At 40.5% G+C, this 20,534-nt stretch carries 22 protein-coding genes; 6 read left to right on the top strand and 16 right to left on the bottom strand.

Annotation, left to right across the window (positions count from 1 at the left end; all coding sequences use genetic code 11):
- Positions 1-4 precede the first annotated feature (4 nt).
- Positions 5-1,090, bottom strand: a complete 1,086-nt coding sequence (locus VF500_RS00705) for an alpha/beta hydrolase (RefSeq protein ID WP_330857832.1) — start codon at positions 1,088-1,090, stop codon at positions 5-7.
- A 192-nt stretch (positions 1,091-1,282) separates the two neighbouring features.
- On the opposite strand from VF500_RS00705, the gene msrA reads away from it, so the two are divergent.
- Positions 1,283-1,774 (top strand): peptide-methionine (S)-S-oxide reductase MsrA, encoded by a 492-nt coding sequence (gene msrA, locus VF500_RS00700; RefSeq protein WP_330857831.1) that lies wholly within the window; start codon positions 1,283-1,285, stop codon positions 1,772-1,774.
- Between the two features lie 246 nt (positions 1,775-2,020).
- Here msrA and mtgA read toward each other — a convergent pair whose 3' ends face one another.
- From mtgA to rpsF, 4 genes are all read right to left on the bottom strand, one after another.
- Positions 2,021-2,689: a monofunctional biosynthetic peptidoglycan transglycosylase gene (gene mtgA, locus VF500_RS00695; protein ID WP_414688556.1), complete on the bottom strand. Its 669-nt coding sequence runs from the start codon at positions 2,687-2,689 to the stop codon at positions 2,021-2,023.
- Positions 2,690-3,022: 333 nt separating this feature from the next.
- Positions 3,023-3,466, bottom strand: coding sequence for a 50S ribosomal protein L9 (gene rplI, locus VF500_RS00690; protein ID WP_091166691.1), 444 nt, complete (start codon positions 3,464-3,466; stop codon positions 3,023-3,025).
- A 15-nt stretch (positions 3,467-3,481) separates the two neighbouring features.
- Positions 3,482-3,745 carry a 30S ribosomal protein S18 gene (gene rpsR / locus VF500_RS00685; RefSeq protein WP_022833472.1) on the bottom strand — a complete coding sequence of 88 codons (264 nt, stop codon included), beginning with the start codon at positions 3,743-3,745 and terminating at the stop codon, positions 3,482-3,484.
- The gene (rpsF, locus tag VF500_RS00680; RefSeq protein ID WP_330857830.1) at positions 3,745-4,107 is read right to left on the bottom strand and encodes a 30S ribosomal protein S6; all 363 of its coding nucleotides are present in this window, start codon (positions 4,105-4,107) and stop codon (positions 3,745-3,747) included. Before rpsF ends, rpsR begins: the two co-directional genes overlap by 1 nt.
- Before the next feature lie 161 nt (positions 4,108-4,268).
- Here rpsF and VF500_RS00675 point away from each other — a divergent pair, with 161 nt between their 5' ends.
- The 3 genes from VF500_RS00675 to VF500_RS00665 all read left to right on the top strand — a co-directional run bounded on the left by VF500_RS00675 (position 4,269) and on the right by VF500_RS00665 (position 8,334).
- On the top strand, positions 4,269-4,505 hold the full coding sequence (locus tag VF500_RS00675; RefSeq protein ID WP_330857829.1) for a hypothetical protein: 237 nt from the start codon (positions 4,269-4,271) through the stop codon (positions 4,503-4,505).
- A 411-nt stretch (positions 4,506-4,916) separates the two neighbouring features.
- Positions 4,917-6,368 carry a capsule assembly Wzi family protein gene (locus tag VF500_RS00670; RefSeq protein ID WP_330857828.1) on the top strand — a complete coding sequence of 484 codons (1,452 nt, stop codon included), beginning with the start codon at positions 4,917-4,919 and terminating at the stop codon, positions 6,366-6,368.
- Positions 6,369-6,546: 178 nt separating this feature from the next.
- Positions 6,547-8,334, top strand: a complete 1,788-nt coding sequence (locus VF500_RS00665; protein ID WP_330857827.1) for a DNA polymerase III subunit gamma/tau — start codon at positions 6,547-6,549, stop codon at positions 8,332-8,334.
- Positions 8,335-8,395: 61 nt separating this feature from the next.
- On the opposite strand, the gene VF500_RS00660 is transcribed toward VF500_RS00665, so the two are convergent.
- Both VF500_RS00660 and VF500_RS00655 read right to left on the bottom strand, forming a co-directional pair.
- Positions 8,396-8,830 (bottom strand): hypothetical protein, encoded by a 435-nt coding sequence (locus VF500_RS00660; protein WP_330857826.1) that lies wholly within the window; start codon positions 8,828-8,830, stop codon positions 8,396-8,398.
- An 86-nt stretch (positions 8,831-8,916) separates the two neighbouring features.
- Positions 8,917-9,630, bottom strand: coding sequence for a hypothetical protein (locus VF500_RS00655; RefSeq protein ID WP_330857825.1), 714 nt, complete (start codon positions 9,628-9,630; stop codon positions 8,917-8,919).
- Positions 9,631-9,842: 212 nt separating this feature from the next.
- Between VF500_RS00655 and VF500_RS00650 the strand changes: the two genes are divergently transcribed.
- Both VF500_RS00650 and VF500_RS00645 read left to right on the top strand, forming a co-directional pair.
- The gene (locus VF500_RS00650) at positions 9,843-11,072 is read left to right on the top strand and encodes an NADP-dependent isocitrate dehydrogenase (RefSeq protein ID WP_121228911.1); all 1,230 of its coding nucleotides are present in this window, start codon (positions 9,843-9,845) and stop codon (positions 11,070-11,072) included.
- A 135-nt stretch (positions 11,073-11,207) separates the two neighbouring features.
- Complete coding sequence (locus tag VF500_RS00645; protein WP_330857824.1) at positions 11,208-12,188, top strand: type I phosphomannose isomerase catalytic subunit; 981 nt, start codon at positions 11,208-11,210, stop codon at positions 12,186-12,188.
- Between the two features lie 26 nt (positions 12,189-12,214).
- Here the strand turns inward: VF500_RS00645 and VF500_RS00640 are convergent, their stop codons facing one another.
- From VF500_RS00640 to VF500_RS00600, 9 genes are all read right to left on the bottom strand, one after another.
- Positions 12,215-12,658, bottom strand: a complete 444-nt coding sequence (locus VF500_RS00640) for a response regulator (protein WP_330857823.1) — start codon at positions 12,656-12,658, stop codon at positions 12,215-12,217.
- 17 nt (positions 12,659-12,675) lie between these two features.
- Positions 12,676-14,157 (bottom strand): PAS domain-containing sensor histidine kinase, encoded by a 1,482-nt coding sequence (locus VF500_RS00635; protein WP_330857822.1) that lies wholly within the window; start codon positions 14,155-14,157, stop codon positions 12,676-12,678.
- 454 nt (positions 14,158-14,611) lie between these two features.
- Positions 14,612-15,268 (bottom strand): DNA alkylation repair protein, encoded by a 657-nt coding sequence (locus VF500_RS00630; RefSeq protein WP_330857821.1) that lies wholly within the window; start codon positions 15,266-15,268, stop codon positions 14,612-14,614.
- Positions 15,269-15,739, bottom strand: a complete 471-nt coding sequence (locus tag VF500_RS00625) for a YciI family protein (RefSeq protein WP_330857820.1) — start codon at positions 15,737-15,739, stop codon at positions 15,269-15,271. It abuts the gene before it with no gap.
- Between the two features lie 35 nt (positions 15,740-15,774).
- Positions 15,775-16,074: a type II toxin-antitoxin system RelE/ParE family toxin gene (locus tag VF500_RS00620; protein ID WP_330857819.1), complete on the bottom strand. Its 300-nt coding sequence runs from the start codon at positions 16,072-16,074 to the stop codon at positions 15,775-15,777.
- A complete protein-coding gene (locus tag VF500_RS00615; protein WP_330857818.1) occupies positions 16,062-16,298 on the bottom strand; it encodes a hypothetical protein in 237 nt (78 codons plus the stop codon). The genes VF500_RS00620 and VF500_RS00615 overlap by 13 nt, the downstream gene beginning before the upstream one ends.
- Before the next feature lie 83 nt (positions 16,299-16,381).
- Positions 16,382-17,605: a TPR end-of-group domain-containing protein gene (locus VF500_RS00610; protein ID WP_330857817.1), complete on the bottom strand. Its 1,224-nt coding sequence runs from the start codon at positions 17,603-17,605 to the stop codon at positions 16,382-16,384.
- A gap of 102 nt (positions 17,606-17,707) precedes the next feature.
- Complete coding sequence (gene hppD / locus VF500_RS00605) at positions 17,708-18,832, bottom strand: 4-hydroxyphenylpyruvate dioxygenase (protein WP_330857816.1); 1,125 nt, start codon at positions 18,830-18,832, stop codon at positions 17,708-17,710.
- 138 nt (positions 18,833-18,970) lie between these two features.
- Positions 18,971-20,128 carry a homogentisate 1,2-dioxygenase gene (locus tag VF500_RS00600; protein WP_330857815.1) on the bottom strand — a complete coding sequence of 386 codons (1,158 nt, stop codon included), beginning with the start codon at positions 20,126-20,128 and terminating at the stop codon, positions 18,971-18,973.
- Between the last annotated feature and the right edge of the window lie 406 nt (positions 20,129-20,534).

Here is a 20,534-nt window from a genome sequence, read left to right as displayed (position 1 = left end):
AGGTTTAATTTACTTTATCCAGGCGGGTTGGTTTTTCGTGAAGCGGGCTGTAAAGTATATACATCTTACCTCCTTCAGCATGGAAAAATACCTCATCTCTTTCATTCTCGTACATGAAAAATGAGTCTTTTGCAAACGGTACAAATGTTATAGGAGGGTTGTCATTGTTCGAAAAATGGAGCTTGTTGTCGGCTATGAACAGTTTGAAATGATCTTTAGTATCGCCTGCTATAACATAAGTACCGATATATTGCTGCAGGTCTTTAACCGGTACGCTTATCTCTTTATGTTTTTTACAATAAGCAAATGCAATAGCGTTTTGCATTACCTGGGCTAAGGCCGCTCCGTGCCCGGCATTAGGCGTGATGGCTGTTGCTATATCAAGCCCCTCGCAGTGCTGACTTTCCATATATGCCTTAAAATCTTCAATGTTTTTGGCGGTGGTATGTTCAAAAGAGCCTACGCCTAAAAATACCCGGCTGTTAAGGTTATGATTATTGGCAAAATATTTTTTTGCCGAAGGAATCAGCTCATTGCCGTTATTGCCGGGTGCCCCTATAAAGATCATGTTAAATAGATTGGGATGCTCAAACAATACCATAGTGGTAAACATGCCGCCGTACGAATAGCCGTATAGGGCTTTATTGTCGCTTACGCGGTATTTACTTTGTATAAATGGGATTACCTCCTGCTCAATAAACGAAATGAATTTTGGTCCGCCCGTTGCCGGGTTCAGATCGCGGCTCCGTTGGTTAGTGCGCTCGCCGTAGCCTATGCCTACAATGAGTGCTTCGGTGGTTTCATAGTCCTGCCGCAGCATATTAAAGCAGTTCATGGCTACAGTCATGTTCCAGTCGCCATCAGTCATGTATAATACCGGGTATTTAGTTTTGGTGGTATCATAGCCCGGAGGGAAATGTACATAGATGGTATAATCCTCGCCAATAACTTTTGAGCTGTAATCCCACTGAACCATGTCTTTATCGGTAAACGTAGTGGGAGAGGTGCTTTTAACCTGGCTATAGGCAATATTCATCAGAAAGATAAAAGTTAACAAGGAAAAGCTGAGCTTAAGTGTTTGTTTTATCATGGCGGTAGAGTTGGTTATATAAGTAAGATGACCTTAATATACAAAAGGTTACAGTATCGTTATAAAATAATGCCGTTAGGTTTGAACTTAAACCTGCGTAAATAATGACTGTTGGAGTACAGATATCATTCATTTATCAGTTGCCATTTGTCCATTTGTGCCTTACCTTTAATTTATTAAATATAAAGCCTTATGAATACAGAAAAAGCCATTTTGGCCGGTGGATGCTTTTGGGGGGTAGAAGAATTGTTCAGACATTATCCTGGTGTTATTTCTACGGTGGTAGGATACACAGGCGGCGATGTACCTAATGCAACTTATCGCAATCATGGAACACATGCTGAAGGCATTGAGATTGAATTTGATCCTGCTCAATTATCTTACCGCAAGCTTCTCGAATATTTTTTTCAGATCCACGATCCAACTACCAGGAACAGGCAGGGAAATGATATCGGGACTTCTTATCGCTCTGCTATTTTTTATTTAAATGAAAGCCAGCGTGAGGTAGCTAACGAATTGATAGCGGAAATGGAAGCCTCTGGCGTGTGGCCTGGAAAGATCGTTACGGAAGTAGTACCTGCAACTGATTTTTGGAATGCGGAGGCCGAACACCAGGATTATCTTCAAAAAAATCCATACGGCTACACCTGTCACTTTGAAAGGCCTGATTGGAAATTGAGCTGATAAGTAAGAAGAAATTGAATAAATTCTGATACAGATTGAAGTTCGCTATCACTAAACTTCGACCTGTATCAAAAGCTGTTTAAAAACATATAAAAATCGTCATTGCGAGGCACGAAGCAATCCCCAATAGGCAGAGCTGCTATGCAAGTCTGCCCTGTATAGTTCGCGATTGCTTCGTACCTCGCAATGACGAGCGGGATATAGCAGTTTTGTTAAATAGCTTCTCGGAATTTTCTTTTTTGGGGCTTAAAAATCCAGTGGACCCAATCTCTTCATATTCTTCATGATCAGGTATTGCCTGTGCTTTAAATATTTAGTAGGATTAGTAGCCGACCATTTCAAAGGGCTTGGGAAGATCACGGCTATAGCTGCAGCTTCCTGTCGGGTTAAATCGGAGGCCGACTTATGGAAATAAGCTTGTGAGGCGGCTTCCACACCGTAAATGCCGTCGCCCATTTCAATTTCATTAAGGTAAACCTCCATAATGCGTTTTTTACTCCAGAAGGTTTCTATCAGTACAGTAAAATAGGCTTCAATGCCTTTACGGAGCAGGGAACGTCCTTCCCACAGGAAAACGTTTTTAGCCACCTGTTGTGATATGGTACTACCACCAATAAGTTTTTTGCTGTGCGAGTTTTTTTCGATAGCTTTTTCAATAGCGTTAAAGTCAAAACCGTGGTGTTCCAAAAACGTTTGATCTTCGGCTGCAACGGCGGCCCGCTTCATATTGTCAGAGATGTCGTCAAAATCTTTCCACTTTTTATCTATCTTCCATTCCTTACCTGCCGATTTGCGCTGAAATCCCCGCTCGATCATCAGCCAGGTAAAAGGAGGGTTGATAAAGCGATAGCCAATTACGCCCAGCAGGCTTAAGCCAAAAAACAGAATGAATGCCAGTTTGAAAATTCTGAATATAAGTTTAGGGATACCGTAAAATTTCGATTCCGATTTGGAGTTCCGCTTATCCGACTTTGACTTCTGGTTGTTTTTGCTGAAAAACTTTAACACTGTTATAATATTTCCTTATAAAAGAAGAGGGTGCTTTGCCATTGACAAAACACCCTCTAAAATTCTAAATTTTTTCCAAAAATCCGAAATAAATATTCTTGATTTAGGATTTCGAATTTTCGATTTCGGATTTGTTTTTATTTAATTCTGATCATAAAAAAAACAGGTGTTTTGAATTAACAAAACACCTGTTTAAATTTTTCAAAATCCGAACTCTTAAATCCGAATCCCGAAATATAATTACTCCGCTACTACTGCAAACGGAACCTGTACTTTAACTTCTTTGTGCAGGTTGATGTTGGCAACGTACTCACCAACAAATTTTGGTTCCTGGTCAAAAGTGATACGACGACGGTCAACTTCAAAACCTTCTTTTTTCAATGCATCAGCAATTTGGATAGTGTTGATAGCACCAAAGATTTTGCCAGTTTCGCCGGCCTTAGCACCAATGTTTAGTTTAACACCTTCTAAACGGGCTGCAATAGCATCAGCATCCTTGCGGATTTTTTCTTGCTTAAATTGAGCTTGTTTAAGGTTTTCAGCTAAAACTTTACGTGCACTTTCAGTAGCTAATATGGCGTAGCCTTTTGGTAAAAGGTAGTTACGGCCATAACCTGGTTTCACATTTACGATATCGTCTTTATCACCCAGGTTTTTTACATCTTGTTTTAAAATAACTTCCATTTCTTAAATCTCCTATTATTTTAATGAATCTGTAACGTAAGGTAATAAACCGATGTGGCGTGCGCGTTTAACAGCCTGAGCCACTTTACGCTGAAACTTTAATGAAGTACCAGTTAAACGACGTGGTAATACTTTACCTTGGTCGTTGATGAACTTTAATAAAAAGTTTGCGTCTTTGTAATCAATATACTTGATACCGTTCTTTTTGAAACGGCAGTATTTTTTACGGTTATCCTCCACCTTTGGGGCGGTAACGTATTTAATTTGTTCGTTAGCCATTAGTTTGCTGCCTCCTCTGCTTTAGGTTTCTTGTTAAAAGCACCGCTACGTTTTTTGTCATTGTAAGCAATGGCATGTTTATCCAAAGCAATGGTCAGGAAACGCAAAACACGCTCATCGCGCCTTAACTCTATCTCCAATTTGTTAATTAATTCACCCGGAGCCTTAAATTCAGTTAAGTGATAGTACCCTGTAGTTTTCTTTTGAATAGGGTACGCTAATTTTCTCAAACCCCAATTATCCTCCTGGACAATTTCGGCTCCGCCATCAGTTAGAACTTTGCTGTATTTGGCATTTGCCTCTTTAGCAGTCTCTTCTGAAAGCAACGGGGTTAGAACGATCACGATTTCGTACTGTTGCATTATACTTGATTTTTAATTATTTACCCGCTATAACGGGGCTGCAAATGTACAAATAGTTTTGCAATTTTCAAATCAATATGTTAATAGTGGTTAATAACTATTTGCAAGTATTTTTAAAACTTATAGCTTGATGTACCGTTCTATCTAAAAAACTTAAAGCTATGCAGTTAATAGCAAACCTTACCGGAGTTGAAAACTCAAAAACACTTTCGTTTGATGAAGTATTGATGTATGGCGGAGGGGATGAACCTCTTGAGGGTGACTGGGATGACCAGGAGGATGAGGATTTTGACGACATACTTGACGATAAAGAAGATCTGCATGAAATACAGGTAGATGACGACAGGGGTGAACCCGACCCTGAAGATGACGATCATTTGCCCGATGATGATTTTTAATGAACCTTATTAAGGTTAAGCGTTAAGTAGCTTATTGCTGCATAAAAGCGTTTTATTTAATGTATTAATTGCGTCGCTCATTGCCTTTTATCGGGCAACCAGGATTACTGTTTCCCAAGCAGTTCCAAATTCTGTTAAAATTTGCATAAAGGTGTTCTTTCAATAGCTTTTGTGGTAAATTAAATTTCTTTAAGATTTAAAATTTTTCGACTTGATTTTCATGTGATTAACTGATTGATTGAATTTAATCATTGGTTAAATTTAGGATTGTTTAATATAATGTCTATATTGTGGTAGTTATGTCTGTTTATTGATGTTGTTAATGTGATTTTAATAATAAAATAACATTATTATTAATAAATATTCATTTTTGGTTATTTGAAATTAATCGTTTGCCGAAATTGTTTATCTATGAAGAAACTATCTGTTTTATTGCCGTTACTTTTAACGTTTTTTTTTGCGAAGGCACAATATCAGGATTTGCATATTAGCCTGGAAGCCCAGGGCATAGCCACCACAAATAAAGTAGTTCCTTTTTGGTTAAGGGCAAATCAGTTTGGGAGCACTCCGTTATCGGGAACATCGGGTAGTTTGATCTTGAAAATCCGGAAAGATTATGACACAACAAAAACCTTTGGTTGGGCCGCCTCTTTTGAGGGCCGGGGAAATGTGGGGACTAACAGTGAATTTATTTTAGTTGAGGGATTTGTAAAAGCTCATGCCGGTATTTTCGAATTAAAAGCCGGACGCTCAAAAGAGATAGTTGGCCTGGTTGATTCTACATTATCCTCAGGATCATTCGCTGTTTCTGGTAATGCGTTAGGGGTTCCTAAGGTAAGCATCGGTATACCTAATTATTATAGTATACCGGTTTTAGGTAAATTATTTGCAATTAAAGCGGCTTTTACAAATGGGTATGCTGGTTTTGAACCCAGAAGAAATGGCACCCGGTTAAACGATTTCAAAACTTATTATCTTGAAAATTTCCTATACGGAAAAATAGGTAAGCCAGGCTGGCGCTTTAACCTGGAGGCTGGATTTAATCATGAAGTTTTGTGGGGCGATGAAAAGAAGGTTTTTGGTTCGGAGTTTACTTTAAGTACTTCAGAAGCTTATTGGTATGTTGTAAGCGGAAAAGTTTATGATTCTTCAAAAGTAGGTAATCATCTTGGTTCTGTAGATATTGGAGCAGAGTACAGATTTGATGCTTTAACGTTAAAGATTTATAGGCAAAGTTTTTATGATAAAGGAGCACTTTGGTCTCTTGCAAATATAAAAGATGGATTAAATGGGGTAAGTTTAACTAATAATAGTGCTGAGCACGGTAAGTTTTATTGGCGAAAAATATTATTTGAAGTATTGTATACAGCCAACCAGGCCGGTACGCTACAGTCTAAGACTACCGAATCAGGGGCAGAAGATTATTATAATAACTATCAATATGCTCAGGGATGGTCCTATAGATACTTTGGTTTAGGAACGCCTTTTATAACTACTATTTATGATGCCAGGAGTGATGCTAATCGTGCTGTCAATCAGTTTTTTTTAAATAACAGATTATATGCTTTCCATGTAGCTACTCAATTTGATGCTTTTAATTGGGCCTATACCTTCAAATCGTCATTCTCTCATAATATGGGAACTTATGCCTCCGGCTCTGAACCTTATCGTTCAGTTAAACATATTGAATATCCTCCAAAAGATAAGGCATTTAAAGCCGTTAATCAGCTATCGTTGTATCTTAGTGGTTTAAAAGCTTTGCGAAATGGTTATTCTGTTGGATACGATCTTGGTTATGATCATGGTGAACTCCTCTATAATTCGTTTGGCGTAATACTAAAAGTTTCGAAAACTTTCTTGTAAACAAGATGATTTGCGTGAGGTGCAGGCAGATGATGGTGTTGATGAGCCCGATACGGAGGATGACTATCGTTTGCCCGATGACGATTTTTAAACCAGTGACGCCACACATTATCGGTGTGTAAAAGTTTTAGCAAAGCAGGTGTTTCACTAAACCTATTTTCTCACTACCTTAGCACTTGTGGATAATTTCATTGTTTCGGCCCGTAAGTATCGCCCGGCTACTTTTGAAACCGTTGTTGGTCAGCAACATATAACCAATACGCTCAAAAACGCTATAAAAAATAACCAGCTGGCACAGGCCTTTTTGTTCTGTGGTCCGCGAGGTGTGGGTAAAACTACCTGTGCACGGATCCTGGCAAAAACCATTAACTGTACCAATTTACAAGCTAATGGTGAGGCCTGTGGCGAATGCGCTTCATGCAAAGCATTTGAAAACGGAAACTCTTTTAATGTTCATGAGCTTGATGCTGCTTCAAACAACTCGGTTGATGATATCCGCAGTTTAATTGAGCAGGTACGGATCCCCCCGCAGGCAGCCCGTTACAAGGTTTATATTATTGATGAGGTGCACATGTTATCGCAGGCGGCTTTTAACGCCTTCCTGAAAACGCTGGAAGAACCGCCTCACTATGCCATCTTTATATTAGCCACTACCGAAAAACATAAGATCCTGCCAACCATTCTTTCGCGTTGTCAGATCTTTGATTTTAACCGGATCAGGGTTGAGGACATGGCCAACCACCTGGCATCAATTGCCGGTAAGGAAAATATAGGTTATGAAGCCGATGGCCTGCATATTATAGCCCAGAAAGCCGACGGCGGTTTGCGCGATGCGCTTTCGATGTTTGATCAGATCGTGAGCTTTTCGGGCGGCAAGGTAACCTATCGTTCGGTTATTGATAACCTTAACATACTTGACTACGATTATTATTTTAATATAACCGAAAGCCTGCTTAGGGAGGATACTGCCAAAGTATTGTTGTTTTTTGACGAGATCCTTTCGCGCGGGTTTGATGGTGCGCATTTTATAGCGGGCCTGTCTGAGCACTTCAGAAATCTGTTGGTTGGGAAGGATCAATCGACCTTAAAGCTGCTTGAAGTAAGTGAAGGGATCAAAACAAAATACCTGCAGCAATCGCAGCAGGCATCTGTGTCGTTTTTGCTTTCGGCCATGAATATTGCCAACCAGTGCGATATCAGTTATAAGCTCAGTAAAAACCAACGGCTGCAGGTTGAGCTGGCGCTGCTCAAGATGTGCCACCTGCCATCGGTATTTAACCTGGCCACCACACCACTCACTGTAACGCCCGCTACCGACGGGGGATTAAAAAAAAAACCTGATACCTCAGCAGTAACAGCCGTTAACGGTGTTCAGGCAAGCCCTGCTGTATCCATAGTAAGTGAAGCCGCGCCTGTATATAGTGCTCCTCCAAAAGAGACAGTATCACCAGTTGCACAGGTAAAAGAGTCCTCTCCGGCCGAAAAGCCTAAGATCATGATGCCTTTGCGAAGCACGCTTACACCTTCGTTAACCGGCGAGGTTAAAACACAGGAAGAATTACTTGAAGAAGAAGATCCCTATTTAAAGGGAGAGGACAAAGAAGATTTTACTATGGATGCCTTTTTGCAATGTTGGAGCGATTTTGCCGCATTTGCAAAAAAGGAGGGTAAAAAAACTTTGCTAACCGTACTTACAACCGGTGCGCCGCGCATGTTGAAGCCTTATGTTTTTGAGGTAATAGTAGGCAATATGGTGCAGGAAAATATTTTCAGGGATGAGAAGCCGATTATGCTCAACTATCTGCGCAGTGCACTCAAAAATTTTACTATTGATGTAAATGCCCGGGTTGACGAACTGAAGGTAATGCGCAAGCCTTATACCGCGCCCGAAAAGTTTCAGCATATGGCTGCACGCAACCCGGAGTTGCTGGAGTTAAAAAACAGGTTTAATCTTGATTTTGACTAAAGCCAGGTTTTAATACTGAGTTGTGTGCTTGATCAAAACGCACAACTCAGCATTTAATAAATTATTTCAGGGATTTACTGTCATTTTTAGGATACCCTTCTTCATCAAGGTCGTCTCGGTCATCTTCCGGGGTATGTGCCAGGGCCGCATCAACAGGATCAACTTCTACACTTTGTCCATGGTCAATATGCATGGCTAATTCATCTACATCAGTTTCAAGCGAACGGTCTTCGTCAAACTCGCCATCAACATCATAAGGGTTTGCTTCGTCATAGGTGGAGTTAATATCCTCACCATTTTTGGCCGTAGTGTGATATGGGTCAGGATGATCATAATCCGGGTCATCGCTTTTAACATCATATTCGTAGCTGTTAGCCTCCGGATTATAGCTTAGGTCTTCCTGGTCGAGGGTTTCGCCCAGTTCATCTTTCAGTGTTTCGTCGCGATCAGGCAGATCGTCATTAAAACCTGCATCGTCAATTTGATCGTTGTTCATAGGTTTGTGTTTTTATATATAAATATACACAGTAAAAACCCTGCCAAAAAAACAAATCAATCAAAAAAAAGATTTTTACCCAAAGCTTAATAATGGATCTGTTTTCGGTACGATGTAACGCCACCAATAGCGAACTTGAAGCCTAAGGTTACCTGTGAGTAGGCATCATTATGCTTGCCTGCAATATAACCGTCAAGCTCGTCGCCCATAATAAAATTGTACTGATAGCCCAGGTCAATTTTAACAGCAGGCTGGTTGTAACTATTAAAGATCTTAAACTCATAACCAAGCCGCAACGGGATAAATATCTCATTGGTTTTTTTTTCGCCCGGGATGATCTGGTTGTTGGCTAATAATAAAATATCGTTGCTTCGGGCCACTACGTTATTGCTGATATATCCTAAACCTGACGATAGGTACAGGTTTTTTAAGGCGTTGGCAAACTGGCTTTGAGAATAATTAATAAATTCTCCGGCCTGCACCTGAACCCTGAAGCTCAATGCGCTGAAATGGTTTTCAAACTCACGCTGGGTGGTGGTTTTTAATGAATCGCCGCCTTTTAAGCGCCCAAATTCCGCTTCAAAAATATAATTTACAAATGGTGTTTGATTGTAAGTAAAATTTAAACGGATAGATGGTGTTGTTTTTAAAGTTTGTACATCGGTTGAGCTGGCCTGGTTAATACCTGCGGCAAAGCCAACGTCATATTGCGCATAATCAAACCCAACCTGGGCCTTGGCCAGGAAAGATACAGAACACAACAGGATGATAATGGAGATTTTTAGTATGGATTTTATCATAAATAAACGGCAGCACCTGTTTAAAAGGAGCTTGTTTTATGGTAAGCGTTTTATTTTATAAAAATAGCACCAAAGTTTATAAAAACAACAATGCCGGTGTTAATAATTGTCATTATAACGAAATCTATAATTTTTCATTGCATTATTTGACGAAATTGATAAAGTCAATTTTATATATTTGGGGCCGTTGTATAACAAAAACCACATCAGGCATGTCAAAAATAAAAGTAGAGAATCCGGTAGTTGAACTGGATGGCGATGAAATGACCCGAATAATCTGGAAATTCATCAAAGACAAATTGATTACCCCGTACCTTGATCTTGATATCAAATACTACGATCTGGGCATCGAGTACCGTGACCAAACCGACGACCAGGTAACTATTGACGCAGCTAACGCTATTAAACAATATGGCGTTGGTATTAAATGCGCTACTATTACTCCCGACGAAGCAAGAGTTGCTGAGTTTGGATTAAAACAAATGTGGAAATCACCAAACGGAACTATCCGTAACATTTTGGATGGTACTGTTTTCCGTGAACCAATTGTTATGAGCAATGTACCGCGACTGGTACCTAACTGGACAGCACCTATCTGTATCGGTCGTCATGCTTTTGGCGATCAGTACCGTGCTACCGATTTCTTAACCAAAGGAAAAGGCAAACTTACTGTTAAATTTACTCCTGAAGATGGCAGCCCTGAGCAGTCATTTGAAGTGTTTAACTTTAAAGGTGATGGTGTTGCATTAACCATGTACAATACCGACGAATCTATCAAAGGATTTGCCCACGCCTGCTTTAACCAGGCTTTAATGAAAGGCTGGCCTTTATACCTTTCAACCAAAAACACCATCCTTAAAAAGTATGATGGCCGCTTCAAAGATATTTTTGAAGAGATCTATCAAAACGATTACAAACAGAAGTTTGAAGCAGCGGGTATCACCTATGAGCACCGCTTAATTGATGACATGGTTGCATCGGCCCTGAAATGGAACGGTAACTTTGTTTGGGCTTGTAAAAATTATGATGGCGACGTACAGTCAGATACCGTAGCACAAGGCTTTGGTTCATTAGGTTTAATGACCTCAACCCTGGTTACTCCTGATGGTACTGTAATGGAAGCAGAAGCTGCCCATGGTACAGTAACCCGTCACTATCGTGATCACCAGGCTGGTAAACCAACCTCAACTAACCCAATTGCATCTATTTTTGCGTGGACAAGGGGTTTAGAGTTCCGCGGTATCCTGGATAACAACCAGGAGCTGATCGATTTCTGCAAAGCTTTGGAAGAAGTTTGTATCGAGACTGTTGAAAGCGGCAAAATGACCAAAGATTTGGCCATCACTATTAAACCAAAAGTGGAACACGGTACTGATTACCTGTACACCGAAGAGTTTTTAGCTGCAATTGACGAAAACTTAAAAAAACGCTTAGGTAAATAATTACCTGGCAATTTGATATAAAAAAGCTCATACAATAGTATGGGCTTTTTTTGTTTGCAATATGGCAAGTAAATCAATTTAGCATTTCCTATTTTCTATTTAACTCCTAACTTAGCGCTCAAAATACATAACACTATGTCGGCATTATATCCTTTAAAATTTAAAACCATATATAAAGACAAGATATGGGGTGGTCAAAAGATCAAAACCTATTTGCATAAAGATTTTGGCAGTCTGCCTAACTGCGGCGAAACCTGGGAAATATCGGGTGTAAAATCTGATGTTTCGGTTGTAGCCTCGGGCGCCCTTGAAGGCGAATCATTAGCCGATTTGCTGGAGCAATACAAAGACGAGCTGGTTGGCAAAAAGGTTTATGATCATTTTGGTAACATCTTCCCTTTACTGGTGAAATTTATTGATGCCAACGATGATCTTTCGGTACAGGTGCATCCTGATGATAAACTGGCTAAAGAGCGCCATAACTCATTTGGTAAAACCGAAATGTGGTATATCATTGAGGCCGATCCGGGTTCGACATTGATTACCGGTTTTAACCAGGAAATGACCGAAGAAAAATATGTTGACGCTTTAAACAGCGGCCATATCATGGATATCCTGAACAAGGAAGCTGCCGTAGCTGATGATGTTTTCTTTTTACCTGCAGGCAGGGTGCATACTATTGGTAAAGGGTTACTGATTGCCGAAATTCAGCAAACATCAGATATCACTTACCGTATTTACGATTTTGACCGTGTTGATGACAAAGGCCAGAAACGTGAACTGCATACTGAAGAAGCTCTTGCCGCTATTGATTATAAGCACTACGCTGAATATAAAACGCAATATGAGCCTAAAGAAAATGAGACAGTAAGGCTGGTAAGCTGCCCTTACTTCACCACCAATGTGCTTGATTTTGATGAGAGTACATCAAAAGATTATTCGACTTTGGATTCATTTGTGATCCATGTTTGTGTTGAAGGCGGTTATACCGTAAAATACAACAATGAAGCATACGCCGTTAAAATGGGCGAGTGTATCCTGTTGCCAAAAAGCATCGATAAAATTGAGCTGGAAACTACAGGTGGCTTTAAGATCCTGGAAAGCTATATTGAATAATTTTGATATTAAGTATGGAGCTTGTGTTAAGCTCCATACTTAAGTATTTGTTGATCGTAACTCTGCGGTAGCTTGTCAAAGATCTCTTTTAAATGATTTACCCTTACCGGTTTAAAAATGTAATCGGTAATTTCAGAAATATTTTTAGCCCGGAGAAGATCATTGAGATCAAGAGATGAACTCATGATATACACCGTGATATTTTTCCTCATTTGTGGCTTTAATTTCGCAAATTCATTCATGAACTCCCAACCATCCATTACCGGCATATTAATATCCAGCAATATGATATTGGGCAACAGGTGATCTTCTTTGATGCTTTTTAGCGCATTTACGGCTTCCAAACCATTAATAAAGTGGCTTAACAGGGTGTCTACCTGAGTCATACCTATTAGTTTTTTCAGACCATAAACATAAATACTATCATCATCCACAATCCACGTGTTAGCGGGATTTTGCTTTGCAATCATCTCTCTTGGTAATTTAATTATGCCAGTCTGATAGTAAATTTTGTGCCAATATTTACTGTACTGTCAACTTTAATGGTCCCGCCTAATGCTTCGATCTGGTTACGGGTTATAAATAGGCCAATGCCTTTGGCATCGGTATTTTGGTGAAATGTTTTGTACATCCCAAAAATCTTATCGCCATAACGGTCAAGGTCAATACCAAGGCCATTATCTTCAAAAATGAGATAAATGTGGCTCCCTTCTGTTAGGGTATAGCATTTTATGATAGGTTGCCTGTCGGGATGACTGTATTTTAAAGAGTTGGTAAGCAGGTTTTGCAGAATACTTTCCATGTATGCCGGAATATAGCTGATCTCGCGGCATTGCGTAAAATCGCCCTCGATACGGGCGTTTATAGATTCGATGTTATTCTTCAGCGCCGAGCAAATGTTTTTAAACATCGGCTCCAGTTCAACTACCTTTCGTTCTTTGGTAATTTCTGTTTGGATCTTAACTATTTCGTTGATATGTTCGATAGTAAGGTCCAGGCTATCGCTGATGGTTTTTATGTGCGAAAAGATCTCCTCGCGTTCTTCAGTTGTTTCGGTTTGTTCAAACAGGTTTACCATAAACTGGAGGTTACCTGTATGCGAACGAAGATTATGTGATACTATGTACGCAAAGTTTTGCAGGCGACGATTTTGGTCGGTCAGTAAATTTATCGACTGTTCAAGTTTAAGCAACTTTCTTTTCTCGCTGTCAATATCCTGGATAACCCCTTTAATAGCCGTGCATTTACCAAAGTGATTAATTACGGGTACAGCTTTTACTTTTAGCCATAGCATATTGTTTTTGGCCGAACGTAGCAGCAAGTCAATATCAAAGGGCCGGCTATGGTTAAGCGTATGGTTAATGGCATTTTGTAAAATTGGCCGGTACGGAGACTCAAAAAAACTTATAAACTCTTCAACGCTCAGGCTTAACTGGCTTTGAAGATCAAACAGATCATACACCTGTTTTGACAGTTCAATACTGCCGGTGTTTTGAGCGTTGATTTCCCAAATGCCTAACCGTGCTATTTTAAAGGCATCATCATTCCCGGTTTGGTTATGTGCCGATAATAGATCATTGTGTTTGTAACGGTTGATGTTGATCAGCGAACCGTAAGCTATGCAGCCATGCTCATTATCAACTTTCCTGACTGTAGTTTCAAACCATCGATAACCGTTTTTCTTAGTTAAAAAGCGCAATTGCAACGGCGGTGCATTTTCAGCCAACCTGTTGTTGATGGCATTTAGAAGAACCGGTTTATCGCCATGGTAGAGCAGGTGTTCGAAAAAAGTATAAGCGCTGCATTCAATTTCATTGAACTGATAATCTAATACCGCGTAGAAGCCTGTTGACCATTTTACTTCCTTTGTATTGAAATTATACTTCCAGATACCCGTATCCAGATCATTGATCAAAGGGATAAGATGTATATCATCGCCAGAAAGTTTACCCTTTTCAGAAAAACTCATATCAACAATCCGTTCACTAATTCAATTTGTTTTTTGACACGTGCTTATTACTAAAATATGTGCCATGATTTGAAATTTTTAAATTTACAACCAGCAGTTGTTTGGCTATGGTTTTCATTTCAATCATTATTCCACATTTGCGCAGCCCCAAATATAATATTTTTGATACTTTATAATGTATTCTTTTACTGGTATTTACGGTTTTTAGAATATCTTAGTATATGTACTCCTAATTGAAGTAATATTTTACAAAATATCCATTAAATACATTATACTCTATTTAATTACATTCAAAAATGAAGATATCTTCAATAAAATACTTCGGCGTAATTTGATTGTAAAAAAATAGAGGGCACTAAGTTAGTAAATATGGGTGAACTATTATTGGGTATTATAATGTCCTATTTTACAGGCAATTTGCCCGGATTTAATTTTATAGAAAAATATTAAATTGTTATTTGCTTATTAGTTCATCGAGCGCGTTTTTTGCTATCCATTTGGCTGATTTGGCGGGTTGGTTATAAATATTTCGTGCAGTATTAATTGCATTAACTCTTAATATATTATTTCGTTTGCCTATTTGTCTTAATGCCCAGTTAATGGCCTTTTTAACAAAATTCCGGTCATCCCAGGCCTCCCGTTCCATGATGGGGAATAGGTTTATAAATACTTCGTTGGGAGCGGTTTTATTATGAATGGCGTATTCTGCCATTAAAACAAAGCCGGCACGTTTCACAAACTCCTGTTCATGAGTGCTGTATTCAATTGCTTTATCAATAGCAAATGGTGTGCGGTCGAACAGATTGCCGCATACCTGGTCGCAGATATCCCACGAATAAAAATCGCCGGTCCAGCTGTCCATTAGTTCGGGAGTAACCTGTTTAGGGTCGGCTATCATGGAGGCCAGGATCCTGGCCTCATGTATTTGGGTATCCCAAAGAGCTAAGGCCAGCTCATGATCTTTTTTAATGGTTTTGGCCAGCTTGCGGATCTCGGGTAGTTTTACGCCCAATGCCTTTGAACTATCAATACCAAAGCGGGCCATCCCTTTTAGATAGTTGGCGTCGGCTTTTTCTTTGAGATGTTCAAGTACAAATTGTATAGCCTCCATTTATTCGGTCATGCTTTTCTTTTGAAGGGTGTTGTGGATAGGTACAACCTGCATCAGTGCCGCGCTGCAATAAAAGGGGTGAAGCTCCATAACCAAAGCTCCTGCTTTGATAGCTGGATCTGTTTCGGTAAGCTTTTTTGCTTCTTCTACGGTTTCAACATTAAAAATGAAAATACCACGCAAAGGCTGGTTATCCAAAAAGGGTCCTGCCACAACCAGCTTCCCTTCGGCAGCAAGCCTGCCAATATTTTTAAGATGAGCCATCTGCAACTGCATGTTAGCCGCCGAATCTTTAAGTTGCGTTGGGCCTTCCTTTAAGAAAGCCAGCACATATTTTTTCATCCCGTAGTCATCGGCTCCCAGTTTTTTGGCCAAAGCGGCATCATATACAGGCTTGGCAGCAGGGGTATTTTGGGCTAAGCAGTGAAGACTTAACGCAAGGGATGTGATGATAAGTAAAGCTTTTTTCATTGATTTATGATTTATAGAATCAGAAATATTAACAGTTAGCTTTTAGGTTTTTTTATTGGATTTTGCCTGTTGTCAAAAAAGGTGATTAAGACTATTTTATCTTCTTCAATTCTGTAGAACAGGGTATTGTGTTTGGTTATAACAAAGCCCCTTATTTGCTTTTCTTTATTTTCTAAAGTCCCCATTTCTGGGTAATTTGCTATGAGCTCAATTATTTTGTAGGTATTGATAACGAAATTCTTTGTAACACTTTCGCCCCATTCCTGTTCTAAGTATACTATAATGGAATTGAACTTATCGCTGGCTTTGCGATTCCAGATTATTACTTTAGCCATTTTTTATGCATCTGCTTTACTTCATCATGGGGTAAAAGATTAGCATTGTCAAAGCTTTCGTCATAAGCTATTAATAGCTCCTGTTTTTCAGCTTCATTCAGGTTATTCCAAAGATGGCCGGTTTGATTAGCATTTAATTGCTGGATTAACTGATAATAGCTTTTTAGTAATTGCTCATCATCAATCGTATCTATCAAATGATGAAAGTCTTCCTTAATATTCATTGCCTTCTTTTTATAATGTCAAATTACTAATTTAATCATTAACAACAAAGCCGGGCATTCGCCCGGCTTCGAAGTGTGGTATGCTAATTGGCAAACTTTTTACCCGTGCCGCTTTTTTCATAAAACGACTTGTAATCTTTGATATTCAGCATATCATAAATGGCCTGCTTTTTATCAGTGCTGTTATCATAATAGCCTTTGCAGATCTGATAACCAACCCAATAACCCAGATCGGCGGGTTTATCTGCGGTTTCCTGGTTGGAGTTGGCTATCCAATTGTACCCCCGTTTTAAATACATTTCCTTTTCAAAATCCGCCCAGATCTGTTTTTCTTTGCCTTTAGCCCAAACAAAAAGGCGCTCGTTTGCTGTTTTACCTGATATCAGTTCGCCTAAAAAGTCGGCCATACCTTCAACCAAAACGGCTCTAAGCAAGGTGGTGTCGCCGCCTAACATGCCATCCTGATTAAAGTGGATAAGTTCGTGCGCTACAAGGTTAGGGATGTAATCAAGTTTGCCGAAGTTGTTATTTTCCCAAAGACTAAGTTCATCAACCGGGATATCCGGCGTGCGCACTGCCTGGTCGAGGCCAATGAGCAGGCCATTATCTGATGATGTTCCTCCGGATGAAAAAGCACCAATAACAAAATAAATATCCGGAAATTTAGCCTGCGGGTAAAGTTCTTTTAGCTTTACAAACGAGGCTATCATCTGTGGTTTTTGCTTGTCGACAGTATAAGTGTTTTTGCGGATAGCCGCATAAAACTTTGGCTTTTTATCATGACCTTTTACGAAGTTTTTCATATGTATAACTTTATAAGCAAAATAATCCTGTAAGCCTGGCGACCCAGGATCAACATAATATTTTTTGTAAATTTTAAGCCGGTTTGCTGTATCTTTTTGCGCCAGATCATAGGCTATCCAAAAGTTTTTAATATCGCTTGTAACCAGGTTTGCCTTCAGCGGATCAGTGGTAACACTACCCTTTGTTTTTTCTAAAGAGTTGAGGAGCGGCCGCCAGTCGGCCATTTGGTGTAGCGGGTTCAGGTCCGAATCCACTATCATATGGGCCGCATTTTTATAACCACTGGTAACAGCTAATTTGAGCAGGCCCATAGCGCTGTCAATTTTGCCGGCAAGGGAGTAACAACATGCGGCATTGTAATAATCGCCGGTGGCCGAAGCTTTGAACTCTGCTTGCCTGGCCGAACGTAAATAATAGGTTCCGGCTTGAGTAAAGTTTTTTGCCTCGTATAAGCTATCAGCTTTAGCACTTAAACTCCTTTGTGCAAAGGTTGATGTGCTCAATAAAATAAATAGAAAAGGTAGGTATTTATGCATCTTCTAAAATAAAAAAAAGCCGGGCATTCGCCCGGCTCCAAATCATAAATCACTAATAAAAATCTGAAATCAAAGATTGCCCCTTGCTTCCTGCTCGCGCTCAATAGCTTCAAACAGGGCTTTAAAATTACCCGCCCCGAATGATTTTGCCCCTTTACGCTGAATGATCTCAAAGAATAACGTTGGTCTGTCTTCAACCGGTTTGGTGAAGATCTGTAGTAGGTAGCCTTCGTCATCACGGTCAACCAGGATGCCTAAGCGTTTTAATGGTTCAAGATCTTCATCAATATGGCCAACGCGGTCAGTCAGGTCGTCATAGTAGGTTGACGGCACAGTCAAAAATTCAACGCCACGGCTTTGGAGTTCGGTTACCGTGGCGACAATATCATGCGTAGCAAGGGCTAAATGTTGTACTCCCTCGTCCTCGTAAAACTCCAGGTATTCCTCAATCTGCGATTTCTTTTTGCCTTCGGCCGGCTCATTGATCGGGAATTTAACATAGCCATTGCCGTTACTCATCACCTTACTCATTAAAGCCGAGTATTCGGTCGAGATCATTTTATCATCAAAAGTGAGGATATTACGGAAGCCTAAAACCTCTTCATAAAAGTTAACCCACTCGTTCATTTTATGCCAGCCCACGTTGCCCACGCAATGATCAACATACAACAAACCTGCATCTGCCGGGTTATAGTTATTTTCCAGCTTTTGATAGCCCGGTAAAAATAGCCCCTTGTAATTTTTGCGTTCAATGAACATATGTACGGTTTCGCCGTACAGCTTAATGCCGCTGGTACGTACTTCACCATGCTCATCTTTCAAAGTTTGAGGTTGTTGGTATGCTTCTGCACCGCGTTTGGTGGTTTGTTCAAAGGCATCATAAGCATCATCAACCCATAGGGCTAATACCTTTACGCCGTCGCCATGTTTTTTAACGTGCTCGGCTATGGGGTGATCAGAATGCAGGGGAGTGGTAAGCACTATCCTGATCTTGCCCTGCTGTAAAACGTACGATGCCCTGTCGCGCACGCCGGTTTCAGGCCCGGCATAGGCCAGGTTTTGAAAGCCGAACGCGGTTTTATAATAATGGGCTGCCTGCTTGGCATTACCTACGTAAAACTCAACGTAGTCGGTGCCGTTAAGGGGTAGGAAATCGGTTGTAGTTGGTTGTTTATCTAAAGTTTGTGTGTTCATGATTAATTTGAAATAAATATGTCATTGCGAGGAGGAACTGCCTGTCCCGAATTTATTTCGGGAATGAAGCAATCGCATGCTATACAGGGCGGATATGCTTCCGTGCGGTTGCCGCGCTTCGCTCGCAATGACAAATGATTAATATTGCCAGCTCTTATAATAATTTTCATCCTCTATCTTAATAGCATCCTCGGTTAACATCAATGGCCTGAATGGATCTATCATTACCGCCAGTTCATCTGTTGATTCTTTGCCTATAGATTTTTCTACCGAGCCGGGATGCGGGCCATGCGGGATGCCGCCCGGGTGTAGGGTGATCTGCCCTTTAACCACGCTTTTACGGCTCATGAAATCGCCATCTACGTAGTACAAAACCTCGTCGCTATCCACGTTGCTGTGGTTGTAGGGAGCGGGGATGGATAGCGGATGGTAATCAAACTTGCGGGGCACAAACGAGCAGATCACAAAGTTGTTGCCCTCAAAGGTTTGGTGTACCGGAGGTGGCTGGTGCAGCCTGCCGGTTATCGGTTCAAAATCATGGATAGAAAGTGCCCATGGGTAATGGAAGCCATCCCAGCCTATAAAATCAAAAGGATGGGTACCATAGATATAAGGGTAGATGAGGCCTTGTTTTTTGATCAGGATCTTAAAATCGCCATGCTCATCATAAGTTTTCAGATCGGCCGGTCGTTTGATATCGCGCTCGCAATAGGGCGAATGTTCCATTAATTGCCCATATTGGTTACGGTAGCGTTTCGGCGGACGGATGGGGCTAAAACTTTCTACAATAAAAAGCCTGTTTGCCGTGCCGTCAAATTCCATCTGGTAAATAGTGCCGCGAGGTATCACCAGGTAATCGCCGTATTGAAATTTGATATTGCCGAAACCGGTTTTTAAAGTACCGGTACCTTCGTGAATGAATACTACTTCATCAGCCTGGCTGTTCTTATAAAAGTAATCGGTCATGCTTTGACGCGGTGCGGCCAGTGAAATATGCAGGTCGCTGTTCACCAGTACAGGTTTGCGGCTTTGCAGGTAATCGTCTTCCGGTTGTACATTAAAACCTATCAGACTCGTATGCTTCAGGTGTTTTTCGCGCGCTATTTTGGGCTCCACGCTGTAAGGCTCGCCAAGGGTTTTTACAATGGTGGGCGGGTAGGTGTGATACACCAGCGAATAAAGGCTCGAAAAGCCCTCGGTTGATACAAGTTCTTCGGCATATAAACTACCGTCGGGCTTACGGAATTGCGTATGCCGCTTAGGCGGAATTGATCCTAAACTATGATATACAGGCATGGATTGGTTTAATTGGTTAACAATAAAACGTATAAAATGCTGATTTGTGTTCGGGCTAAAAGTCCGTAACGCATAGCCTAACCATTTAGTAAATAATGGTTAAAAAAAATGAAGAAAACAGGGGGAGGAATTAGTATTGCGCCAGCACGATCTTAGCGAGCATAGCATCTCTGAACGATGAGGCATCGCTCATGGAGGTTAACCCCAATGAAAACAGAAAATGCATTTGTACCCGTAACATGATACTAAGTTAGCAGGATTATATTTAGGATGCAAGTTTTGGTTGGAATGGTGAGTAGTTGATTAAGTTGATTGGGTGCTATTATTTTTTAACGCCGCCGCTCGGCTCCAGCCGAGTGGCAACTATTTCACGGCCTCTGGCCGCCGACGTGGTGTATACAGGCCA

The sequence above is a fragment of the Mucilaginibacter sp. genome (assembly GCF_036383575.1).
In the GTDB taxonomy this organism is placed as follows: domain Bacteria; phylum Bacteroidota; class Bacteroidia; order Sphingobacteriales; family Sphingobacteriaceae; genus Mucilaginibacter.
The sequence above is the reverse complement of the archived record's forward strand: the minus strand, read 5'-3'. Positions and strand labels throughout refer to the sequence as shown.